Below are 16,156 nucleotides of genomic sequence, written 5' to 3' on the forward strand. Positions count from 1 at the left end.
CGCGCTCCGCCGACCCGGCCGGCTCCTCCCTGAAGATCGTGGCACACCCGGTCCTGGCGGACCCAGCTCGCGCCCGCGAGATGCGCCGACGCCGTCCGGACATCGGCCGTCACATGGCGTGAGTCTTGTCGACCTCAGCGAGAAAACGTTTCCTGGATTGACGATGCAGTTTCTCTTGTGAGCAGTTTACGCCGCTGTTAGCGTGACGACCAGCTCACCAAGATCTGAGTAAACGCTCTCTAGGAGGGCCCTATGACAGCACCGGTCACCGGGCGCCCTGTCCGCAGCTACGGCATCTTCATCGACGGTGAGGAAGTCCAGCCGTCGGCGGAGTTCCTCACGCGCGAGAACCCCGGCACCAAGGAGGTGGTCGCCCGGTTCACCCATGGCGACCTCGCCCAGGCGCAGGCGGCCGTGGCCGCGGCGCGCCGCGCGTTCGACCAGGGCGACTGGCCGAACCGCTCGGGGCAGGAGCGTGCCGCGGTACTGCGCGCCCTGGCCTCTCTCATGCGCCGCGATCAGGAGACACTCGCCCGCATCGACGCCGAGGAGTCGGGCAAGCCCATCCGGCTCGCCCGCGGTGACGTCGCCACCAGCATCGCGCTCACCGAATACGCGGCCGCCCTGGCGGTGACCAGCCACGGTCAGGTGCACACCAATCTCGGGCAGGACTTCACCGGGTTGGTCACCCGCGAACCGTGCGGAGTGGTCGCCATGATCACTCCCTGGAACTTTCCGCTGCTGCTGCTCATGCAGAAGCTGCCGTTCGCCCTGGCGGCCGGGTGCACCACCGTGTGCAAGCCGTCCGAGCTGACCTCGGGCAGTACGCTGGAGATCGCGAGGCTCGCGGCCGAGGCGGGTCTTCCCCGCGGTGTGTTCAACGTCGTCACCGGACCCGGATCGACCGTGGGCCACCATCTGGCACAGTCCAGGGACGTGGACGTGCTGTCGTTCACCGGCAGTACCGCGGTGGGACGCTCCGTCGTCGAGGCGTCCGCGGGCAACCTCAAGAGGCTCTCGCTGGAGCTCGGTGGCAAGGCGGCCAGCGTGGTCTTCCCCGACGCCGATCTCGAGGACGCCGTCGACGGCGTGCTCTTCGCGGTGCTGTTCAACCAGGGCGAGTGCTGCGTGTCGGGGGCGCGCCTGCTGGTTCACCAGGACGTCGCCGACCAGTTCATCCAGGCACTGGTGGACCGGGTGGGCACGCTGCGGGTGGGAGCTCCGCTCGACGAGGACGCCGATATCGGGGCCCTGATCCACGCCGCTCATCTGGACAAGGTCCTCGACTACGTGGACAGCGCCCGGGCCGAGGGGGCCCGGGTGGTGGCCGGAGGCACCCGGCTCACCGCGGACGGCCTCGGCGCGGGGTACTTCATGGCCCCCACGATCATCGACCAGGTGTCGCCCGCCTCCCGCCTGTTCAACGAGGAGGTCTTCGGGCCGGTTCTGGCCATCAGCCGGTTCCGCACGGAGGACGAGGCGGTGGAACTCGCCAACGCCGTCGAGTACGGGCTCGCCAACTCGGTGTGGAGCAAGAACATCGACACCGCGCTGGCGCTGGGCCGACGGCTGCGCAGCGGCACGGTCTGGGTGAACACCACCATCGACGGCGCGCCCCAGTTGCCGGGCGGTGGTGTCAAGAGCAGCGGCTATGGCCGCGAGATGGGGCAGGCCGGCTTCGAGGAGTTCACCGAGGTGAAGACCGTCCAGATCCGGTCGGGCAAGCGCACACCGTTCTTCCGTGGCGGCGCCCAGTAGAGGCACGGGCAGCCGCTCACCGGAGACCGAAACCAGGAGTGTTGTTGTGGCACAGCAGGATGGCTCGTTCGACTATGTGATCGCGGGCGGGGGGACGGCGGGGTGTGTGCTGGCCGGCCGGCTCAGCGCGGACGCGTCCGTACGGGTACTGCTCCTCGAGGCGGGGCGTCCGGACCGGCACCCCTTCATCCATGTACCGGCCGGCTTCGCCAAGCTCACCGCCGGTCCCTACCAGTGGGGGTTCGTCAGCGAACCCCAGGAACACTGTGACGGACGTGAAATACCCCTGGCCCAGGGCAAGGTCATCGGCGGCGGTGGCTCGATCAACGCCCAGGTGTTCACCCGTGGTGTCGCCCAGGACTACGACGACTGGGCGCAGGTCCACGGATGCGAGGGCTGGTCCGCCAAGGAGGTGCAGAAGTACTTCGTGCGGTCCGAGCGCAACGAGCGGCTGTCCGGCCCCCTGCACGGTACCGAAGGCCCTCTCTCAGTGTCGGACCTGGTCAATCCGCATCCGTTGTCCAAGGCGTTCGTCCGGGCCGGTCAGGAGTTCGGACTGCCCTACAACAGCGACTTCAACGGCGCCGAGCAGTACGGGGTCGGGCTCTACCAGACGACCACCCGCCACTCCCGCCGGTGCAGTGCCGCGGTGGGCTATCTCCGCCCCGCCCGCCGCCGGGAGAACCTCGTGGTCAAGACGGGTGTCCTGGTCAGGCGCGTGGTCACCGACCAGGGCCGGGCCACTGGGATCGAGACCGTCGAGGGCGGCACGACGCGGCGCTACACCGCCCGTCGAGAGGTGATCGTGGCTGCGGGCGCGTTCGGCTCCCCGAAGATCCTCCAGTTGTCGGGCATCGGCGACCCGGCGGATCTGAAGCGGGCCGGCATCGAGGTCGTCCACGCGCTGCCCGGCGTGGGCAAAAACCTCCAGGACCACTGTGATCTCGACATCGTCTACGAACTGACCTCCTACCAGAGCATGGACCGCTACGAGCGGCCTCTGCCCGCCACGGCGGCCGCCGCCGTGCAGTACGCCGCCTTCCGCCGCGGGCCGCTGGCGTCCACCGTCGTGGAGGCGGGTGGCTTCGCCTACGGCAACGAACGGGAGCCGACGCCGGACCTGCAGTTCCACTTCCTCCCGGCCGCGGGGGTCGAGGCGGGGATCGCCGCGGTGCGCCCCGGCTACGGCTGCACCCTGAACTCCTACTTCCTCAGGCCGCGCAGCCGTGGCACGGTGCGGGTGGCGGGACCCGACCCGCGCCGGGCGCCCTCGATCGACCCCAACTACCTGGCCGACGACTACGACCTCGAAATGTCGGTCGAGGGGGTCCGGCAGAGCCGCGAGATCATGGGACAGCCGTCGATGGCGCCCCACATCAAGGCCGAGCACCTGGCCGGGGGCCGTCCGGTGCGCACCAAGGACGACTACATCGCTTTCGTACGCGGACACGGAAGGACCGCTTACCATCCCGTCGGCACCTGTGCCATGGGGGTCTCGGACGAATCGGTTGTCTCACCACGACTGCGGGTGCACGGGCTGCAAGGGCTGCGGGTGGTGGACTCCTCGATCATGCCTCGTATCGTCAGCTCCAACACCCAGGCGCCGACCGTGATGATCGCCGAGTACGGCTCGGACATGATCGTCGAAGACGCTCGCTGATCCGATACGAGTGGTGGCGCCGGATCCAGGATCCGGCGCCATCGCATTGCTGTACGAGGTGTCAGAACTCCTCGTAGGTGTCCGGGTCACCGCCGAGCCGCCCGCGCTCCAGACCGCTCAGCGCGGCCACCTCATCCGCGGTCAGGTCGAAGCCGAAGACGTCCAGATTGGCGCGCTGACGCTCGGGCGTGGCCGACTTGGCGATGGGGATCGCGCCCAGCTGGAAGTGCCAGCGCAGGACCACTTGGGCCGGTGTCACACCGTGGGCGCCGGCCAGCCCGGTCACGACGGGGTCGCCGAGAATACCGCTCCCCCGCCCCAGCGGACCCCAGCTCATGGTGGCGATGGAGCGTGCGGCGTCGGCGTCCCGCTGCCCCGGCTGGGTGAAGTTCGGGTGCAGTTCGATCTGATTGACCGAGGGCACCACCCCGGTCTCCTCGCTCAGCCGGTCCAGATGGACCGGCGTGAAGTTGCTGACCCCGATCGACCGGATCCGCCCCTCCTCGCGGAGCTTGATCATGGCACGCCACGAGTCGGCATACGCGTCCAGGCGGGGCAGGGGCCAGTGGATCAGGTAGATGTCGACGTAATCGACACCGAGTCGCGCGGCCGACTCCTCGAAGGCCGCGAGGGTCCGCTCGTACCCCTGGTCCCGGCCGCGCAACTTGGTCATGAGGAACACCTCCTCACGCGGCACACCGCTCATGGCGACGGCCCGGCCGACCTCGGCCTCGTTGCCGTAGCTGGCGGCGGTGTCGATCAGGCGGTAACCGGCTGCGATCGCGTCCCGCACCGCCGACTCCGCATCGGATCCGGACAGGGGGTAGGTGCCGAACCCGACGGCGGGAATCGATGCGCCGTCCGACAGCACACGTGAGGGAATGGTGTTCATGAGAACTCCTGATGGGTCGAGATCACTTCGGGCCGATCGTCCCGCCGGGGAGCGGGTCGGCCATTCACCGCCGGGGCAGATTCCGCACCGAACCCGGTCGCGCCCGGACCGGCCGGAATACCGTCCATCCGCCGAACGGGGCCGCGAGGATGCTGCGCGCCACCGCCCCGGTGCCCGGCACGAAGGTGAAGCAGACGGATGAGTCCCGCACGCGCAGTCCGCTCAGGGCATGGAGGGGGATGGCACCGGTCCCGCCGTCCGCACCACTGCGGGGCAGGACCGGTGCCCGCCCCGGGACCGGGCGCGACTCCTGCGGTCCCGGGGCTGTCATGGGGGACATCACCGGAGGGCAGGCGCCTCTCCCTCAATGAGCCGCGGATCATCGAGGTCAGACGACATGGGGCGAGGTTCCTCCGGATACCGGGAGATGAAGGGTATGAGTCACAAGGGGCTCCTGGGGTCAGTCGGCCGAGGCGGAGGCCGCGAAGCCGGGCCTGCGCTTCTCCCGGAAGGCACGGACGCCCTCGGTCGCGTCGGGGCCGAGGAGGGTCTCATCGCACAGCTCGGCCAGCGCGGCCCGCACGGCGGCCATGCCCTCGGTGCGCAATCGCGCCGATGTGAACCGCTTCGTGCGGCGGACGGCGTCCCGGCTTCCCTCGGCGATCGTGAGGGCGAGGCGGTGCGCGGCATCGTCCACGAGATCGTTCTCGACGACCTCGTGGACCAGGCCGCATCGCAGGGCGGTCCCGGAGTCGGCCTCCACGGTCGTCAGAGCGAGCAGCCCGGCCGGCTTGTGGGCCAGGGTGTAGGGTGCCGCGGCGGCGAAGACGGTCGGCCAGACGCCGATCCGGGCTTCGGGGAGCCGGAAGGTGGCGCTCGTCCCGGCTACGGCGAGGTCGCTGACGAGTACGATCTCGGCGCCACCGCCGATGGCACCCGCGCGGACCGCGGAGACGACCGGCACTTCGCAGTGCACGATGGCCTCCATCGCGGGAACCACCAGGCCGAGGAAGTAGTCGCGGGCCTCCCGGACGGTGGACAGCCGGAGAAACTCACCGATGTCGTTGCCGGCGCAGAAGGCACGGTCCGAGCCGTGCAGCACGACCGCGCGCACCAGTGGATCGACACTCGCCCGACGCAACATATCGGCCAGCTCGGTCCAGCCCATGGCATCCATCGCGTGCAGCTTCTCCGGCCGTCCGAAGGTGATGTGGACGACCGGTCCCTGCGTACGGGAGTCCATCGCATCCTCCAGGCGGCTCTCAGCGGGCGGCTCGATAGCTGTAACCGTTTTCTAGCATGGATTCCAGGGGCCTCACAAGGGAGCCTCACGCCCAGCGACCTTCTCCCTTTTAAGCGCGTCAGACGGCTCTTTATCCTCCGTTACGCTCACCACCCGAAGGCCCCTGCGGTCGAGATAGCGGTTTCAGGCCAGCCCGTGCGCCCGGCGGGGCCACGCGGCCGGGGGCGGCACTTCCGACAGGGTCATGGCCCCGGCCGGCTCACCCGCCGGCCAGCCGCTCGACCGCCGACCACGCTTCCAGCGGTTCACCGCTGTCGCCCAGCAGGCTGCCGCCACGCTTGACCGGCTTGCCCGCTCGGGTCCGACGTGGCACTGAGACATGCATGTCCTGTCGCCTGGGAGCTGGCGGATCCTCACTGGTTCTCGTTCATGCTGACGGATTCTCACTGGGCCGCATGTGAACGCATCTGGGCAGGGGATACGGTGACGAGGTGACCGAGACACTGCCCGCCGATGTAGCCCTCGTGTTGGAGGCCGTTCTCGGCGAGGACGATCCAGTCCACCTCGCACTTCGCCGGCAGGTGCCGCACATCCGCGTACGAGAACGCTGCACGTGTGGGTGCGGCACCGCGTACTTCGATCTCGACGCACAAGCGGTGGAACCGGCGCCATCCGGCCCGGGCACTGGGGTGGCGGCCGAGGCCCAGATCTTCACGGAAGACGGCGAGTGCCCCGGCGAGGTCCTGGTCTTCGCACAGGGCGGCTACCTCTCGTGGCTGGAGGTCTGCTCCTGGAGCGACGACATCGAGGTAACGCTGGCCACCGCTCAGCGGTGGCTGCGCCCTTGATGCCGGAATCCTTCATAGACGGTCGGCTCGGCCTGTGACGCCGACGCCTGGAAGGCCAAGCGGCCGCGCCGGGAACAGCCGGTCCGGCCAGGGGGAACCTCAACTCTTCAGAAGCACCCTCGACCACCAAACATTGCCCGCTGAGCCCTCAACGCTGCGATATCCGAGCTCTCAGTTCCAGGAGCCTGTGCGCGAGGGTCGCCACGGGAGTTTGGGCGCGTTCTCCGTCGTACACATGTCGTACACATGACGATGTGCGACCCGGTCCAGGTGAAGGCGATCGGTACGCTGCGCGGGGTTCCGTCCTTGGCGACGCAGGCCAGGCGGGTCACGTCACGGGCCAGCAACTCCTGGCCGATCGGGCGGTTCCGAACCTCGATGATCCGTTCGGCTGCATGGTCCGGTTCCCCCTTCTCAGGGCAGTTGCTCGGCCAGTCCGACGATGATGCCCTCCGGGCCCCGGAGGTAGCAGAGCAGATAGCTGTCCTCGAACCGGGCGATCTCGCCGACGAGTTCGGCGCCGTGAGGGCGCAGGCGGGCAACGGTGTCCTCGATGTCGTCGACGGCGAACATGACGCGGTGCGTGCCCAGAATGTTGTGCGGCCGGTTGCGCGGCCCGACGCTGATCACCGCGGGGCTGCGGTACCTCGCCAGCTCGAGCCGGCTGTGACCGTCCGGGGTCCGGACCATCGCGATGTCACAGCGGACGCCGTCGAGTCCGGTGCACTGGTCGGCGACGAGGCCCTCGACCTCCGCCCTGCCCTCCAGCTCCATACCGAGTTCCACGAAGAACGCGATGGCGGCATCCAAGTCCTCGACGACGATGCCGACGTTGTCCATCCGCTGAATCGCCATGCCGGTTTCTCCTTCTTCCTCCTGCGGCCGGTGGTGGCCGCTGATGTCCCTGGGACGGAGCCGGTGGCACGTTCTCGACATCCGAAGACCGCCGAACTCCGACGAATCTGGATCGCGCCTCAGCACCGCTACCGCAGACCCGCGACCAGGCACCACCACCGAGGGTGAGGGTGAGGCCCACGCCCGCCGCATCCTCGCAGCCTACGAGCAGCACTACAACGAGCACCGACCCACCAGGCCCGCAACCGGCTACCACCCGACGCCCACGAACAACCTGTCGCGGCGCATGCCCTCAGCACCAGCAAAGCCCCGCGCACCCGGATCCTCGGCGGCCTCATCAACGAGTACAGATACGCGGCATGCATGCAGCGATGACTTTTCGAGCGGCACAGGGTTGACATCGACGGCGTCGAGGCCGAGTGGCTACCACGTGGGACCGGACCACCTCGGCAACGACCAACCAGACGCTGTCCAACGCCGCGTACCGCACTGATCTGGGCGAAGCCACGGTTTGCGCCCTGCTCGGTGACTACTCGGGAACAGTCCCTGGATCGACGCCGGGCTGGTCGGCCTCGACGCCGTCATCGTCGTCGGCGACCCATATCCGGGCCGCACCCAGGAGAAACGACGGCCTTCCCGGTTCGGCCCCTTGAGCGTGCTGCGGTTATGACTTCCGGTCGCTCGTCACGATCCGATCCCCTGGGGGCGCGGCGAGGTCGGCGGCGGTCCAGGCCATCGCGATGGCGCCGTCGAGGACGGCGCGGTCGGCGGCCGGTGTGACGCACGCGGCGGTGAACTCGGGCTGGTGGTTGACCGCAGGTGCGCAGTCCAGTCCGAGCATGGGATGGATGGTGGGCACGACGTGGGACACGTTGCCCATGTCAGTAGCGGCTCCAACGGCCGCGCCGCCGGGCAGGTCCGGGAAGGTTCGGCCGACGGCCTCGGCGTTGGCCCGGTACAGCGCCAGGAGCCGGGCGTCGGGTCGCATATCGGCGTAGTCGGGGCCGAGCGGGGCGATCGACAGCTCGCATCCCGTGGCGAGTGCCCCGGCTTCGAAGCAGCGCTGTACGCGTGCTGCGAGAGGCGGGAGGGTCTCCACGGTGTCCGAGCGGACGATCCATCGGCCTCGGCTGGCGCCCGGAATGATGTTCGCTGCGCTGTCGGCTTCAGTGACGATGCCCTGGATGCGGTCCGTGCTTGTCGTCCGCTGGCGCATCAGTCCGATGGCCACCTGGGCGACGGTCATGGCGTCGGCGGCGTTGACACCGCGTTCGGAGTAGGCGCCGGCGTGTGCCGGTGTGCCGCGGTAGGACACGTCGAACATGGAGACGGCCGAGCCGGGCATGGCTTCCATCTCGACGGCCGCGGGATGCACCATCATGGCGGCGTCCAGCCCGTCGAAGGCTCCGGCTTCGAGCATCAGAACCTTGCCGCCGCCTTCCTCGGCCGGAGTTCCCAGCACGGTGACCTTCGTTCCGAGGTCGTCGGCAAGGGCGGCCAACCCGAGGCCCGTACCCACCGCGGCGGCGGCGATCACGTTGTGTCCGCAGGCATGGCCGATCTCCGGCAGCGCGTCGTACTCCGCGCAGACGGCGATGTGCAGCGGTCCGGAGCCCACGGTGGCGCGGACCGCGGTGGGCAGGCCGTAGCAGCCGTGTTCGACCTCGAATCCGGCTTCGCTCAGGTGCTGGGCGACCCAGTCACTGGCACGGATCTCCTGGAAGGCCAGTTCCGGGTGGGCGTGGATCCGGTGGGACAGATCCACCAGGCCGTGTTCGGCCGTCCGGATCCGCCGCTCGATGATGCTTTTGGGATTCATCGGTGGGGTCCTCCCGACGCGGGCCACGCGGCGATGTGCACGGAGGCCGGGCGGGTGGCGGCGTCATAGGCCGCGGTTGCCCCCGTGGCGCCCATGCCACTGTCGCCGGCCGGCTCGTAGAGGCGTTCGGGACCACCGCCCTGCCACTGGTTGACCCAGACGACGCCCGCGGGGATCTGAGCGGCTGCGGCTATGTGGTCGGGGTCGTTGGTGTAGACCGTCGCGGCGAGGCCGAAGCGAGACCAGGAGGCGTGCTCGAGGCCCTCCTCGAAGGAGGAGACGACCACGACGGGGGCGAGCGGGCCGAAGGTCTCCTCGTTCATGACCAGCATCGACTCGTCGACATCGGCCAGGACCGTGGCCGGGTAGAAGGAGCCCTTGCCGTCCGGCTCGACTCCTCCCGCGCGGATCGTCGCACCCCACGCGACCGCGTCCGCGACGTGCCTGCGAACGACGTCTCGCTGACGCTCGTCGACCAGTGGGCCCATCATGACTCCCTCGTCGTGACCGTCGCCCACGGTGTACGGCTGGGCCGCCTGCACCAAGGCGTCAATGAACTCGTCGGCGATGTCCTGATGCACGTAGATGCGTTCCATGGACGTGCAGATCTGGCCGGTGTTGAGGAAGGCGCCCATCGCGACGGCCGCTGCCGTCGTGGCGGGGTCGACTCCCGAGTCGATGACGACGGGGTCCTTCCCGCCCAGTTCGAGCACCGCGCGGTGCAGCAGCCGACCGGTACCCGCGCCGACCTTGCGGCCCGCCTCGACAGATCCGGTGAAGTGCACCAGCTCGATCTGCTCATGCTCGGCCAGGGGTACTCCAGCGCGCGCGTCGCCGAGGACCAGGTTCACCACCCCCGACGGCAGGTTCAGCAGTTCGAAGAGCCGTACGGTCGACAGCGGGGAGCGTTCCGAGGGCTTGACGACGACGGTGTTTCCGGCCGCCAGCAGGGGACCGAGTGCGCCGAGGACCATGGGGACCGGGCAGCAGAGGCCCCTCACCAGCACCAAACGCAAGACCACCCGTCACGACGCGGCGAGTGTCGCGATCGGACGACGCGCCCTCGGACACCGCATCCGGCGACGGACGGCACCGCCCCCACACGACCCGAGCGATCGTGCGGGGCATCGGACCGCCCAGGCCGAAGGCGGCACCCGAGGGCCTGAGGAACCCCGCCCCCGCAGCCCCGGACCACGGACACGATCCACAGGCCCTGAGTGCGGTGCGAACGCGGGCGACCAGGACACTCAACACCGTTCGGAGCGTCCGGCTGAGCCCGTGCAACTCACGCTCAGCCCGTAGGAACGGTAGACAGGGGCTACCCGCATCGAAGCGAAGGAGCCGCCCGTGCCCGCGCAGCCGTTGGAAGGCATCACCGTCGTCGCCCTGGAGCAGGCCGTCGCCGCCCCGTTCGCCACCCGTCAGCTCGCCGATCTGGGAGCCAGGGTCATCAAGGTGGAGCGGCCGGGGCGCGGCGACTTCGCCCGTGACTACGACCGCGAGGTCAAGGGCGCGTCGGCCTACTTCGTCTGGATCAACCGCGGTAAGGAGAGCGTCGTCCTCGACGTCAAGGACGACACCGACCGGGCGCTGCTCGACGCGATGCTCGCCAGCGCCGATGTCTTCGTGCACAATCTGGCGCCCGGGGCCGTGGACCGGCTGGGCCTGGGAGCGCGGACGCTGCGGCCCGCCCATCCCCGCCTGATCACCTGCGCGATCTCCGGGTACGGGGACAGCGGCCCGTACCGCGAGAAGAAGGCGTACGACCTGCTCATCCAGTGCGAGGCGGGACTGCTGTCGATCACCGGCAGCCCTGAGGCCCCGGCCCGCCCCGGGATCTCGATCGCCGATATCGCGGGCGGGATGTACGCCTACACCGGCATCCTCACCGCGCTCTACGAGCGGGAGCGCACCGGTGCGGGGACCGACCTGAGCGTGAGCCTGCTCGACGCGCTGGGCGAGTGGATGGGCCACCCCTATTTCGCCCAGGCGTACGGCGGTGCCGGGGTCGTGCGCAGCGGCTCGCGTCATCCGTCGATCTCACCGTACGGCGCCTACCGCTGCGGGGACGGCGCCCAGGTGTTCCTGAGTGTGCAGAGCGATCGTGAATGGGCCGCCCTGTGCGAGCGGGTGCTCCGCCGTCCGGAGCTGATCCGGGACCCACGCTTCGCGGACAATCCCCTGCGCCGTACCCATGACGAGGAACTGACGGTTGAGTTGGAGTCGTGCTTCGCGGACCACACCGCCGAGGGGCTGATCGCGCTGCTGGACGGGGCCGGTATCGCCAATGCCCGGCTACGCGACATCGCGGAGTTCGGTACCCACCCCCAGTTCGACGCCCGCGACCGCTGGGGCGAGTTCGGCTCCCCGGTCGGACCGCTGCGCGGTCTGCTGCCGCCGGTGGAGGTGGCGGGTCGCAGAGCGCCTATGCGGCCGGTGCCGGGGCTCGGCGAACACACGGCGGCGGTGCGCGCCGAGTTCTCCTGAGCCGGCCGCCCGCCCGGGGAAACCGGGACCCGTCTGACGGGTGGCCGGGACTCCTGGGCTAGGACGCCGGGCATGGAGATCGAGCCGATCACCCTGTCCACGCCACGGCCCGTACGACGGCCGACACTGGTCCAGCGCTGGGATGAACTCACCTTCCTGCGCTGGCCGGTGGAGCCGGATCGGGTGGCCCCGCTGCTGCCCGCCGGTACGCGCCCGGACACCCTCGACGATGTCTGCTATGTCGGGATGGTCCCGTTCCTGGTGCGCGGGGTGGGCTTCGGGCCGGGGCCCGGTCTGCCGTAACTGGGCACGTTCTGCGAGACGAACGTGCGGCTGTACTCGGTGGACGAGCAGGGCCGGCGCGGTGTGGTGTTCCAGTCCCTCGACGCGGCCCGGCTGCTCCCCGCGCTGGTGGGCCGGCTCACCGTCCGGCTGCCCTATCGATGGTCCACGATGCGGCTGCGTCGCGAGAACAACGTGATCACCTACAGCTGCGGCCTGCGACGGCGCCCTGCGGTCCGGGGTCGCACGAGCCGGGCCGTGGTGAGGATAGGCGGGGCCATCACGGAGCCCACACGGCTGGAACGGTTCCTGACCGCCCGGTGGGGCTGCACGTTCTCCTGGCACGGCCGCACGGTGCACCTGCCGAACGACCACGCACCATGGCCACTGCACCGGGCCGAGCTGCTCGAACTCGACGACGGCCTGATCACCACCGCGGGGCCTGCCGCCCATGACGGGCCCGCCGGTGAGTGTGCTGTACGCCCCCGGGGTCGCCGTTCGCTTCGGGCCCCCGCAACGCGCATGAGCCCGGAAAATGGGCTTGCGGTGGAAGGTCATCGCGCGGATGTCCGTCATAGGCCGATGACGTGCTCAACGCGGTCGACGCCCGGCCACGTTTCGATCATCTGGCCCTGGAACGCCTCGATGTGGACGCGGGCGGCCTCGGCGGGGACCTCGGCCCCGTCCTCCATCTCGAAGCCGTGCGTCGCGGGCCTCGGCTTCGAGCCCGGTCACGAGAGTCCGGTTTCTCCGGTGCGGCCGACGGAGTCCAGCCACCGGTGCGACTCGGGGGTGCGCCGCAACAGGAACACCGCGCCCGTGCCGAGCGCGCCGATCACGAACAGCCAGCGCGACCCGGCGATGCCGAGGATTTCGTGCTCGGTCAGGCCGCGGGCGAGGAAGCCGGCGGCCGGGAAGCCGCAGAAGGCGAGCGTGGGTGCAGCAGGCGCTCACTCATATGGCTCTTCCTCGGCAGGGTCGAGAGAGTGTGCGTCTTGTCGTTGTGCGTACCGCGGTCGTTCGGGGTGATGTGGCTTCAGGAACGGGCGTGGCGAGGTCCGGTCCGGCGGGGCGTACGGATCCCGGCCGGCCACGGTTTCGGGGTCCGCCAGTGGTCGCAGTCGGGAATTCGGCCCAGGCCTCGGGGTCTAAATGTCGGCCAGGTACATCCGGCGGTGCGCTGGGCGCCGATGGGAGTCCGCCGACCGGAAGCCTTCCATGGACAAACACGCTAACAACGCGAATGGAAAGAGATGATGTTTTGTCGGCACAACTAGTGGAAGCACTATGCGCGGACCGTGACGCGGCGTTCCGACGCCGTTGTGGTGGGTTCAGGGCGTACGGTGCCGCGCGCGTTGCCGGTGTCCCCTGATGTGACCGTGGCGTCCGGCGCGGGGGAAGGGGGGTGCGGCGACGACAATCGCTCTGAGCCGGCCCGGCGGGGGCCGGCTGCCGCGCGCCTGGTCTGCCCGAATGGCCTGGCACCAGCCTGATCTGCGGTTTCCCGCAGGGCAAGCGCTGCGGGGAACACCACCGGGTTGGGCGGCAATCCCCATGTCTTCGCTGGTCGGCGGTTTCTAGATTGACAGGCGTCGGGGCCGCGCAGCGCTCCGGCGCCTGACCGCCATGTTGGAGACCACGCATGCACTTGATGACCCTGGCTCTGCCCCAGGAGCCCTCGGACGGCATCGCCGGCTGGGCCGCGGACCTCGTGGACGCGATGGGCGGGCCGGGAGCCGGTCTGGCCATCGCGCTGGAGAACCTCTTCCCGCCGCTGCCCAGCGAGGTGATCCTGCCCCTGACCGGGTTCGCGGCCGGGCAGGGCGTGATCAGCCTGGCCTCGGCGCTGTTCTGGACCACGCTCGGTTCGGTGGTGGGCGCGCTGGTGCTGTACTGGATCGGCATGCTCGTCGGCCGCCGGCGCATGCACGCCATCTGGGCGAAGCTGCCGCTGGTGAAGGCGTCCGACCTGGATCGTACGGAGCAATGGTTCGAGCGGCACGGCACCAAGGCGGTCTTCATCGGCCGCATGGTGCCGATCTTCCGAAGCCTCATCTCCATTCCGGCCGGGGTCGAGCGGATGCCGCTGCCGGTCTTCGCCCTGCTGACCACGCTGGGCAGCCTGGTCTGGAACACGGTGCTGGTGATGGCCGGCTACTGGCTGGGCGATCAGTGGGACGAGGTGGAGACCTACGTCGGTGTCCTCTCCAAGGTGGTCCTGGTCGCGGTTGTGGTGGCCATCGTGGTCTACGTGGTCGTGCGCTTCCGCGGTCGCGGCAGGCAGAGCCCCGCTTCATGAGCCACGGCGCGCACCCCGGCCCCTCCGCTCCGCTCGCGCCGCAGCCCGGGCGATCTTGCCCGGGCTGTGCGGCCGGGCTACGCTTGGCCCCCGTGCAGGGGGATTTGCCGAATTTCGCCACCCATCACCTGTTTCTCGGCTCGCCCGGTCAGAACGACGGCGGCAGAGGGGCGGCGGGATCCTCGTGGCCGCGCAAGATTCCGGGAGCACTCCTCGGCTGTTGCACGGCCATGCTCGGATTTCTCTACTTGCTGATCGTCGGCACGGTCATGGCCTCTTTTCTGTTATGGCCGCACACCCGGCCCGGCGCCCTGGCCACGCTCGCCTCCGGGGCCCGTCGGCTCGCGGGGCTGGACCGGGCGCGCCGCTTCGTATTCTTCGGCGATCGTTTCCCCGAGCACTACAAGTCGTCCGACCAGAAGGTCCTGCGCTATCTGGCGATCCGCAGCTATACGGGGGTGCTGTGCACCATCGTCGTCGGTCTGCTGGGGTTCGGTGTCATCCTCGCCGCGGTGCTGGCCATGCGACTGGTCCAAGGCCGCCTCGACCTGCAGGAACTCCTCACCCAGGCACTGCTCGGCGGTGTGCTGCTGTTCCTGGACGTGCAGGGCATCTACTCTCTCGCGGTGCTGGACGCCCGGCTGGCCCGTGAGTGCTTCGGGCCGTCCGAGCGGGAGTTGCTGCGGCAGCGCATCGACGAGCTGGCCACCAGCCGGGCCGCGGTCCTCCAAGCCGTCGACGCCGAGCGCCGCCGCATCGAGCGCGATCTCCACGACGGCATCCAGCAGCGCCTGGTGGCACTCGCCATGCTGCTCGGCCGGGCGCGCCGCAGCCGCGGCCGCAACCCCGAGCAGGTGGACGCCTTGCTGCACCAGGCTCACCAGGAGTCCCAGGAGGTCATCACCGAACTCCGGGAGGCGACCTGGCGGATCTATCCCTCCGCCCTGGACAGCCTGGGGCTGAAGGAAGCACTCAGCGGGGTCTCCGAGCGGTGTTCCCTTCCCATCCGCATGGACTTCGAGGTCGATGGTGCGCTGCCACAGACGGTGGAGACCGCCGCGTACTTCGTGGTGTCGGAGTGCGTGACCAACGCCGCCAAGCACTCCGGCGCCACGGCCATCGCCATCCGACTCGCGCTGCACGGAGGGGTGCTGGTGGTCCGGGTCGAGGACAATGGCACCGGCGGAGCCAATCCATCGGGCAGCGGCCTCACCGGGCTGCGCAGCCGGGTGAGCGCACTCGACGGTCTGCTGCACATCGACAGCCCCCTCGGGGGACCCACGACCATTACCGCGGAGCTTCCATGCGCGTGATCCTCGCCGAGGACTCGACCTTGCTACGGGAAGGACTGGTACGTCTGCTGGTCGAGGAGGGCCATGAGGTCGTCGCCGCGGTGGGTGACGCGGTGTCCCTCATGAAGGAGGTCGAGGAGCGGATGCCCGACATGGTCGTCGTCGACATCCGGATGCCGCCGACGCACACCGACGACGGGCTGCGGGCCGCGCTGGAGATCCGCAAGCGCTGGCCCCAGATAAGCCTGCTCGTTCTCTCGCAGCACGTGGAGCGCAACTACGCGGCTCAGCTCCTGGCGTCCAACGCGGAGCGGGTCGGGTATCTCCTGAAGGACCGGGTCGCCCAGGTCGAGGAGTTCCTGGACGCGCTGGAGCGGATCCACGCGGGTGGCGCGGCCATCGACCCGGAGGTCGTACGGCAGTTGGTCATCCGCACCACGCACGGTGACCCGCTCGCCCGGCTCACTCCGCGCGAGCGCAGTGTTCTGGAGACGCTGGCGCAGGGCCATACCAACACGGCCATCGCGCAGAAACTGCATATCTCGCTGAGCTCGGTGGAGAAGAACCTCAACACGATTTTCGACAAGCTCGACCTGTCGCACACCGCCGGCTACAGCCGGCGGATCCTGGCGGTCCTGCGGTATCTGGAGTCCTGAGGCACGCGAGGGGCGAGGGCATGGCGAGTGCTCGACGACGTGTTCCCACACGTCGTCGAGCACCT

The 16,156-nt window shown here is 69.5% G+C and carries 12 protein-coding genes and 2 pseudogenes; 9 read left to right on the forward strand and 5 right to left on the reverse strand.

Annotated elements, in window-relative coordinates; genetic code table 11:
* Window positions 1–252: 252 nt before the first annotated feature.
* Both ACFYOY_RS28985 and ACFYOY_RS28990 read left to right on the forward strand, forming a co-directional pair.
* Window positions 253–1,758: an aldehyde dehydrogenase family protein gene (locus tag ACFYOY_RS28985; RefSeq protein WP_351890783.1), complete on the forward strand. Its 1,506-nt coding sequence runs from the start codon at window positions 253–255 to the stop codon at window positions 1,756–1,758.
* Between the two features lie 46 nt (window positions 1,759–1,804).
* Window positions 1,805–3,418: a GMC family oxidoreductase N-terminal domain-containing protein gene (locus ACFYOY_RS28990; protein WP_351890790.1), complete on the forward strand. Its 1,614-nt coding sequence runs from the start codon at window positions 1,805–1,807 to the stop codon at window positions 3,416–3,418.
* Between the two features lie 61 nt (window positions 3,419–3,479).
* Here ACFYOY_RS28990 and ACFYOY_RS28995 read toward each other — a convergent pair whose 3' ends face one another.
* Both ACFYOY_RS28995 and ACFYOY_RS29000 read right to left on the reverse strand, forming a co-directional pair.
* Entirely contained in the window at window positions 3,480–4,310 is an 831-nt protein-coding gene (locus tag ACFYOY_RS28995) for an aldo/keto reductase (protein ID WP_351890797.1), read from the reverse strand.
* A 460-nt stretch (window positions 4,311–4,770) separates the two neighbouring features.
* Window positions 4,771–5,553, reverse strand: coding sequence for an enoyl-CoA hydratase/isomerase family protein (locus ACFYOY_RS29000; protein WP_351890808.1), 783 nt, complete (start codon window positions 5,551–5,553; stop codon window positions 4,771–4,773).
* 491 nt (window positions 5,554–6,044) lie between these two features.
* Here ACFYOY_RS29000 and ACFYOY_RS29005 point away from each other — a divergent pair, with 491 nt between their 5' ends.
* Window positions 6,045–6,401 (forward strand): hypothetical protein, encoded by a 357-nt coding sequence (locus ACFYOY_RS29005; protein ID WP_351890814.1) that lies wholly within the window; start codon window positions 6,045–6,047, stop codon window positions 6,399–6,401.
* Window positions 6,402–6,815: 414 nt separating this feature from the next.
* Here ACFYOY_RS29005 and ACFYOY_RS29010 read toward each other — a convergent pair whose 3' ends face one another.
* The 3 genes from ACFYOY_RS29010 to ACFYOY_RS29020 form a co-directional block, all read right to left on the reverse strand.
* Complete coding sequence (locus ACFYOY_RS29010; RefSeq protein WP_351890819.1) at window positions 6,816–7,256, reverse strand: VOC family protein; 441 nt, start codon at window positions 7,254–7,256, stop codon at window positions 6,816–6,818.
* Window positions 7,257–7,920: 664 nt separating this feature from the next.
* Complete coding sequence (locus ACFYOY_RS29015) at window positions 7,921–9,075, reverse strand: M20 family metallopeptidase (protein ID WP_388590466.1); 1,155 nt, start codon at window positions 9,073–9,075, stop codon at window positions 7,921–7,923.
* Window positions 9,072–10,049 (reverse strand): aldehyde dehydrogenase family protein, encoded by a 978-nt coding sequence (locus ACFYOY_RS29020; protein WP_388590468.1) that lies wholly within the window; start codon window positions 10,047–10,049, stop codon window positions 9,072–9,074. Before ACFYOY_RS29020 ends, ACFYOY_RS29015 begins: the two co-directional genes overlap by 4 nt.
* A gap of 13 nt (window positions 10,050–10,062) precedes the next feature.
* Here ACFYOY_RS29020 and ACFYOY_RS29025 point away from each other — a divergent pair.
* The 6 genes and pseudogenes from ACFYOY_RS29025 to ACFYOY_RS29050 all read left to right on the forward strand — a co-directional run.
* Window positions 10,063–10,377: pseudogene (locus ACFYOY_RS29025) on the forward strand (IS200/IS605 family accessory protein TnpB-related protein); the annotation flags it as partial.
* 45 nt (window positions 10,378–10,422) lie between these two features.
* On the forward strand, window positions 10,423–11,562 hold the full coding sequence (locus tag ACFYOY_RS29030) for a CaiB/BaiF CoA transferase family protein (RefSeq protein WP_388590470.1): 1,140 nt from the start codon (window positions 10,423–10,425) through the stop codon (window positions 11,560–11,562).
* A 72-nt stretch (window positions 11,563–11,634) separates the two neighbouring features.
* Window positions 11,635–12,370: pseudogene (locus tag ACFYOY_RS29035) on the forward strand (YqjF family protein).
* A 1,116-nt stretch (window positions 12,371–13,486) separates the two neighbouring features.
* Window positions 13,487–14,143, forward strand: a complete 657-nt coding sequence (locus tag ACFYOY_RS29040) for a DedA family protein (protein ID WP_351890835.1) — start codon at window positions 13,487–13,489, stop codon at window positions 14,141–14,143.
* A 230-nt stretch (window positions 14,144–14,373) separates the two neighbouring features.
* Window positions 14,374–15,456, forward strand: coding sequence for a sensor histidine kinase (locus tag ACFYOY_RS29045; protein WP_351890840.1), 1,083 nt, complete (start codon window positions 14,374–14,376; stop codon window positions 15,454–15,456).
* Window positions 15,447–16,091 (forward strand): response regulator transcription factor, encoded by a 645-nt coding sequence (locus ACFYOY_RS29050; protein WP_161558708.1) that lies wholly within the window; start codon window positions 15,447–15,449, stop codon window positions 16,089–16,091. Before ACFYOY_RS29045 ends, ACFYOY_RS29050 begins: the two co-directional genes overlap by 10 nt.
* Window positions 16,092–16,156: the final 65 nt, after the last annotated feature.

Origin of the sequence: Streptomyces sp. NPDC007875, assembly GCF_042868035.1 — a bacterium.
GTDB lineage: Bacteria > Actinomycetota > Actinomycetes > Streptomycetales > Streptomycetaceae > Streptomyces > Streptomyces antimycoticus.

Bases quoted from the DNA above. Each gene is read 5' to 3' on its own strand.
- ACFYOY_RS28985 (WP_351890783.1), top strand. From the start codon at position 253: ATGACAGCACCGGTCACCGGGCGCCCTGTCCGCAGCTACGGCATCTTC.
- ACFYOY_RS28995 (WP_351890797.1), bottom strand. From the start codon at position 4,310: ATGAACACCATTCCCTCACGTGTGCTGTCGGACGGCGCATCGATTCCC.
- ACFYOY_RS29000 (WP_351890808.1), bottom strand. From the start codon at position 5,553: ATGGACTCCCGTACGCAGGGACCGGTCGTCCACATCACCTTCGGACGG.
- ACFYOY_RS29010 (WP_351890819.1), bottom strand. From the start codon at position 7,256: ATGGCGATTCAGCGGATGGACAACGTCGGCATCGTCGTCGAGGACTTG.
- ACFYOY_RS29015 (WP_388590466.1), bottom strand. From the start codon at position 9,075: ATGAATCCCAAAAGCATCATCGAGCGGCGGATCCGGACGGCCGAACAC.
- ACFYOY_RS29020 (WP_388590468.1), bottom strand. From the start codon at position 10,049: ATGGTCCTCGGCGCACTCGGTCCCCTGCTGGCGGCCGGAAACACCGTC.
- ACFYOY_RS29040 (WP_351890835.1), top strand. From the start codon at position 13,487: ATGCACTTGATGACCCTGGCTCTGCCCCAGGAGCCCTCGGACGGCATC.
- ACFYOY_RS29045 (WP_351890840.1), top strand. From the start codon at position 14,374: ATGCTCGGATTTCTCTACTTGCTGATCGTCGGCACGGTCATGGCCTCT.
- ACFYOY_RS29050 (WP_161558708.1), top strand. From the start codon at position 15,447: ATGCGCGTGATCCTCGCCGAGGACTCGACCTTGCTACGGGAAGGACTG.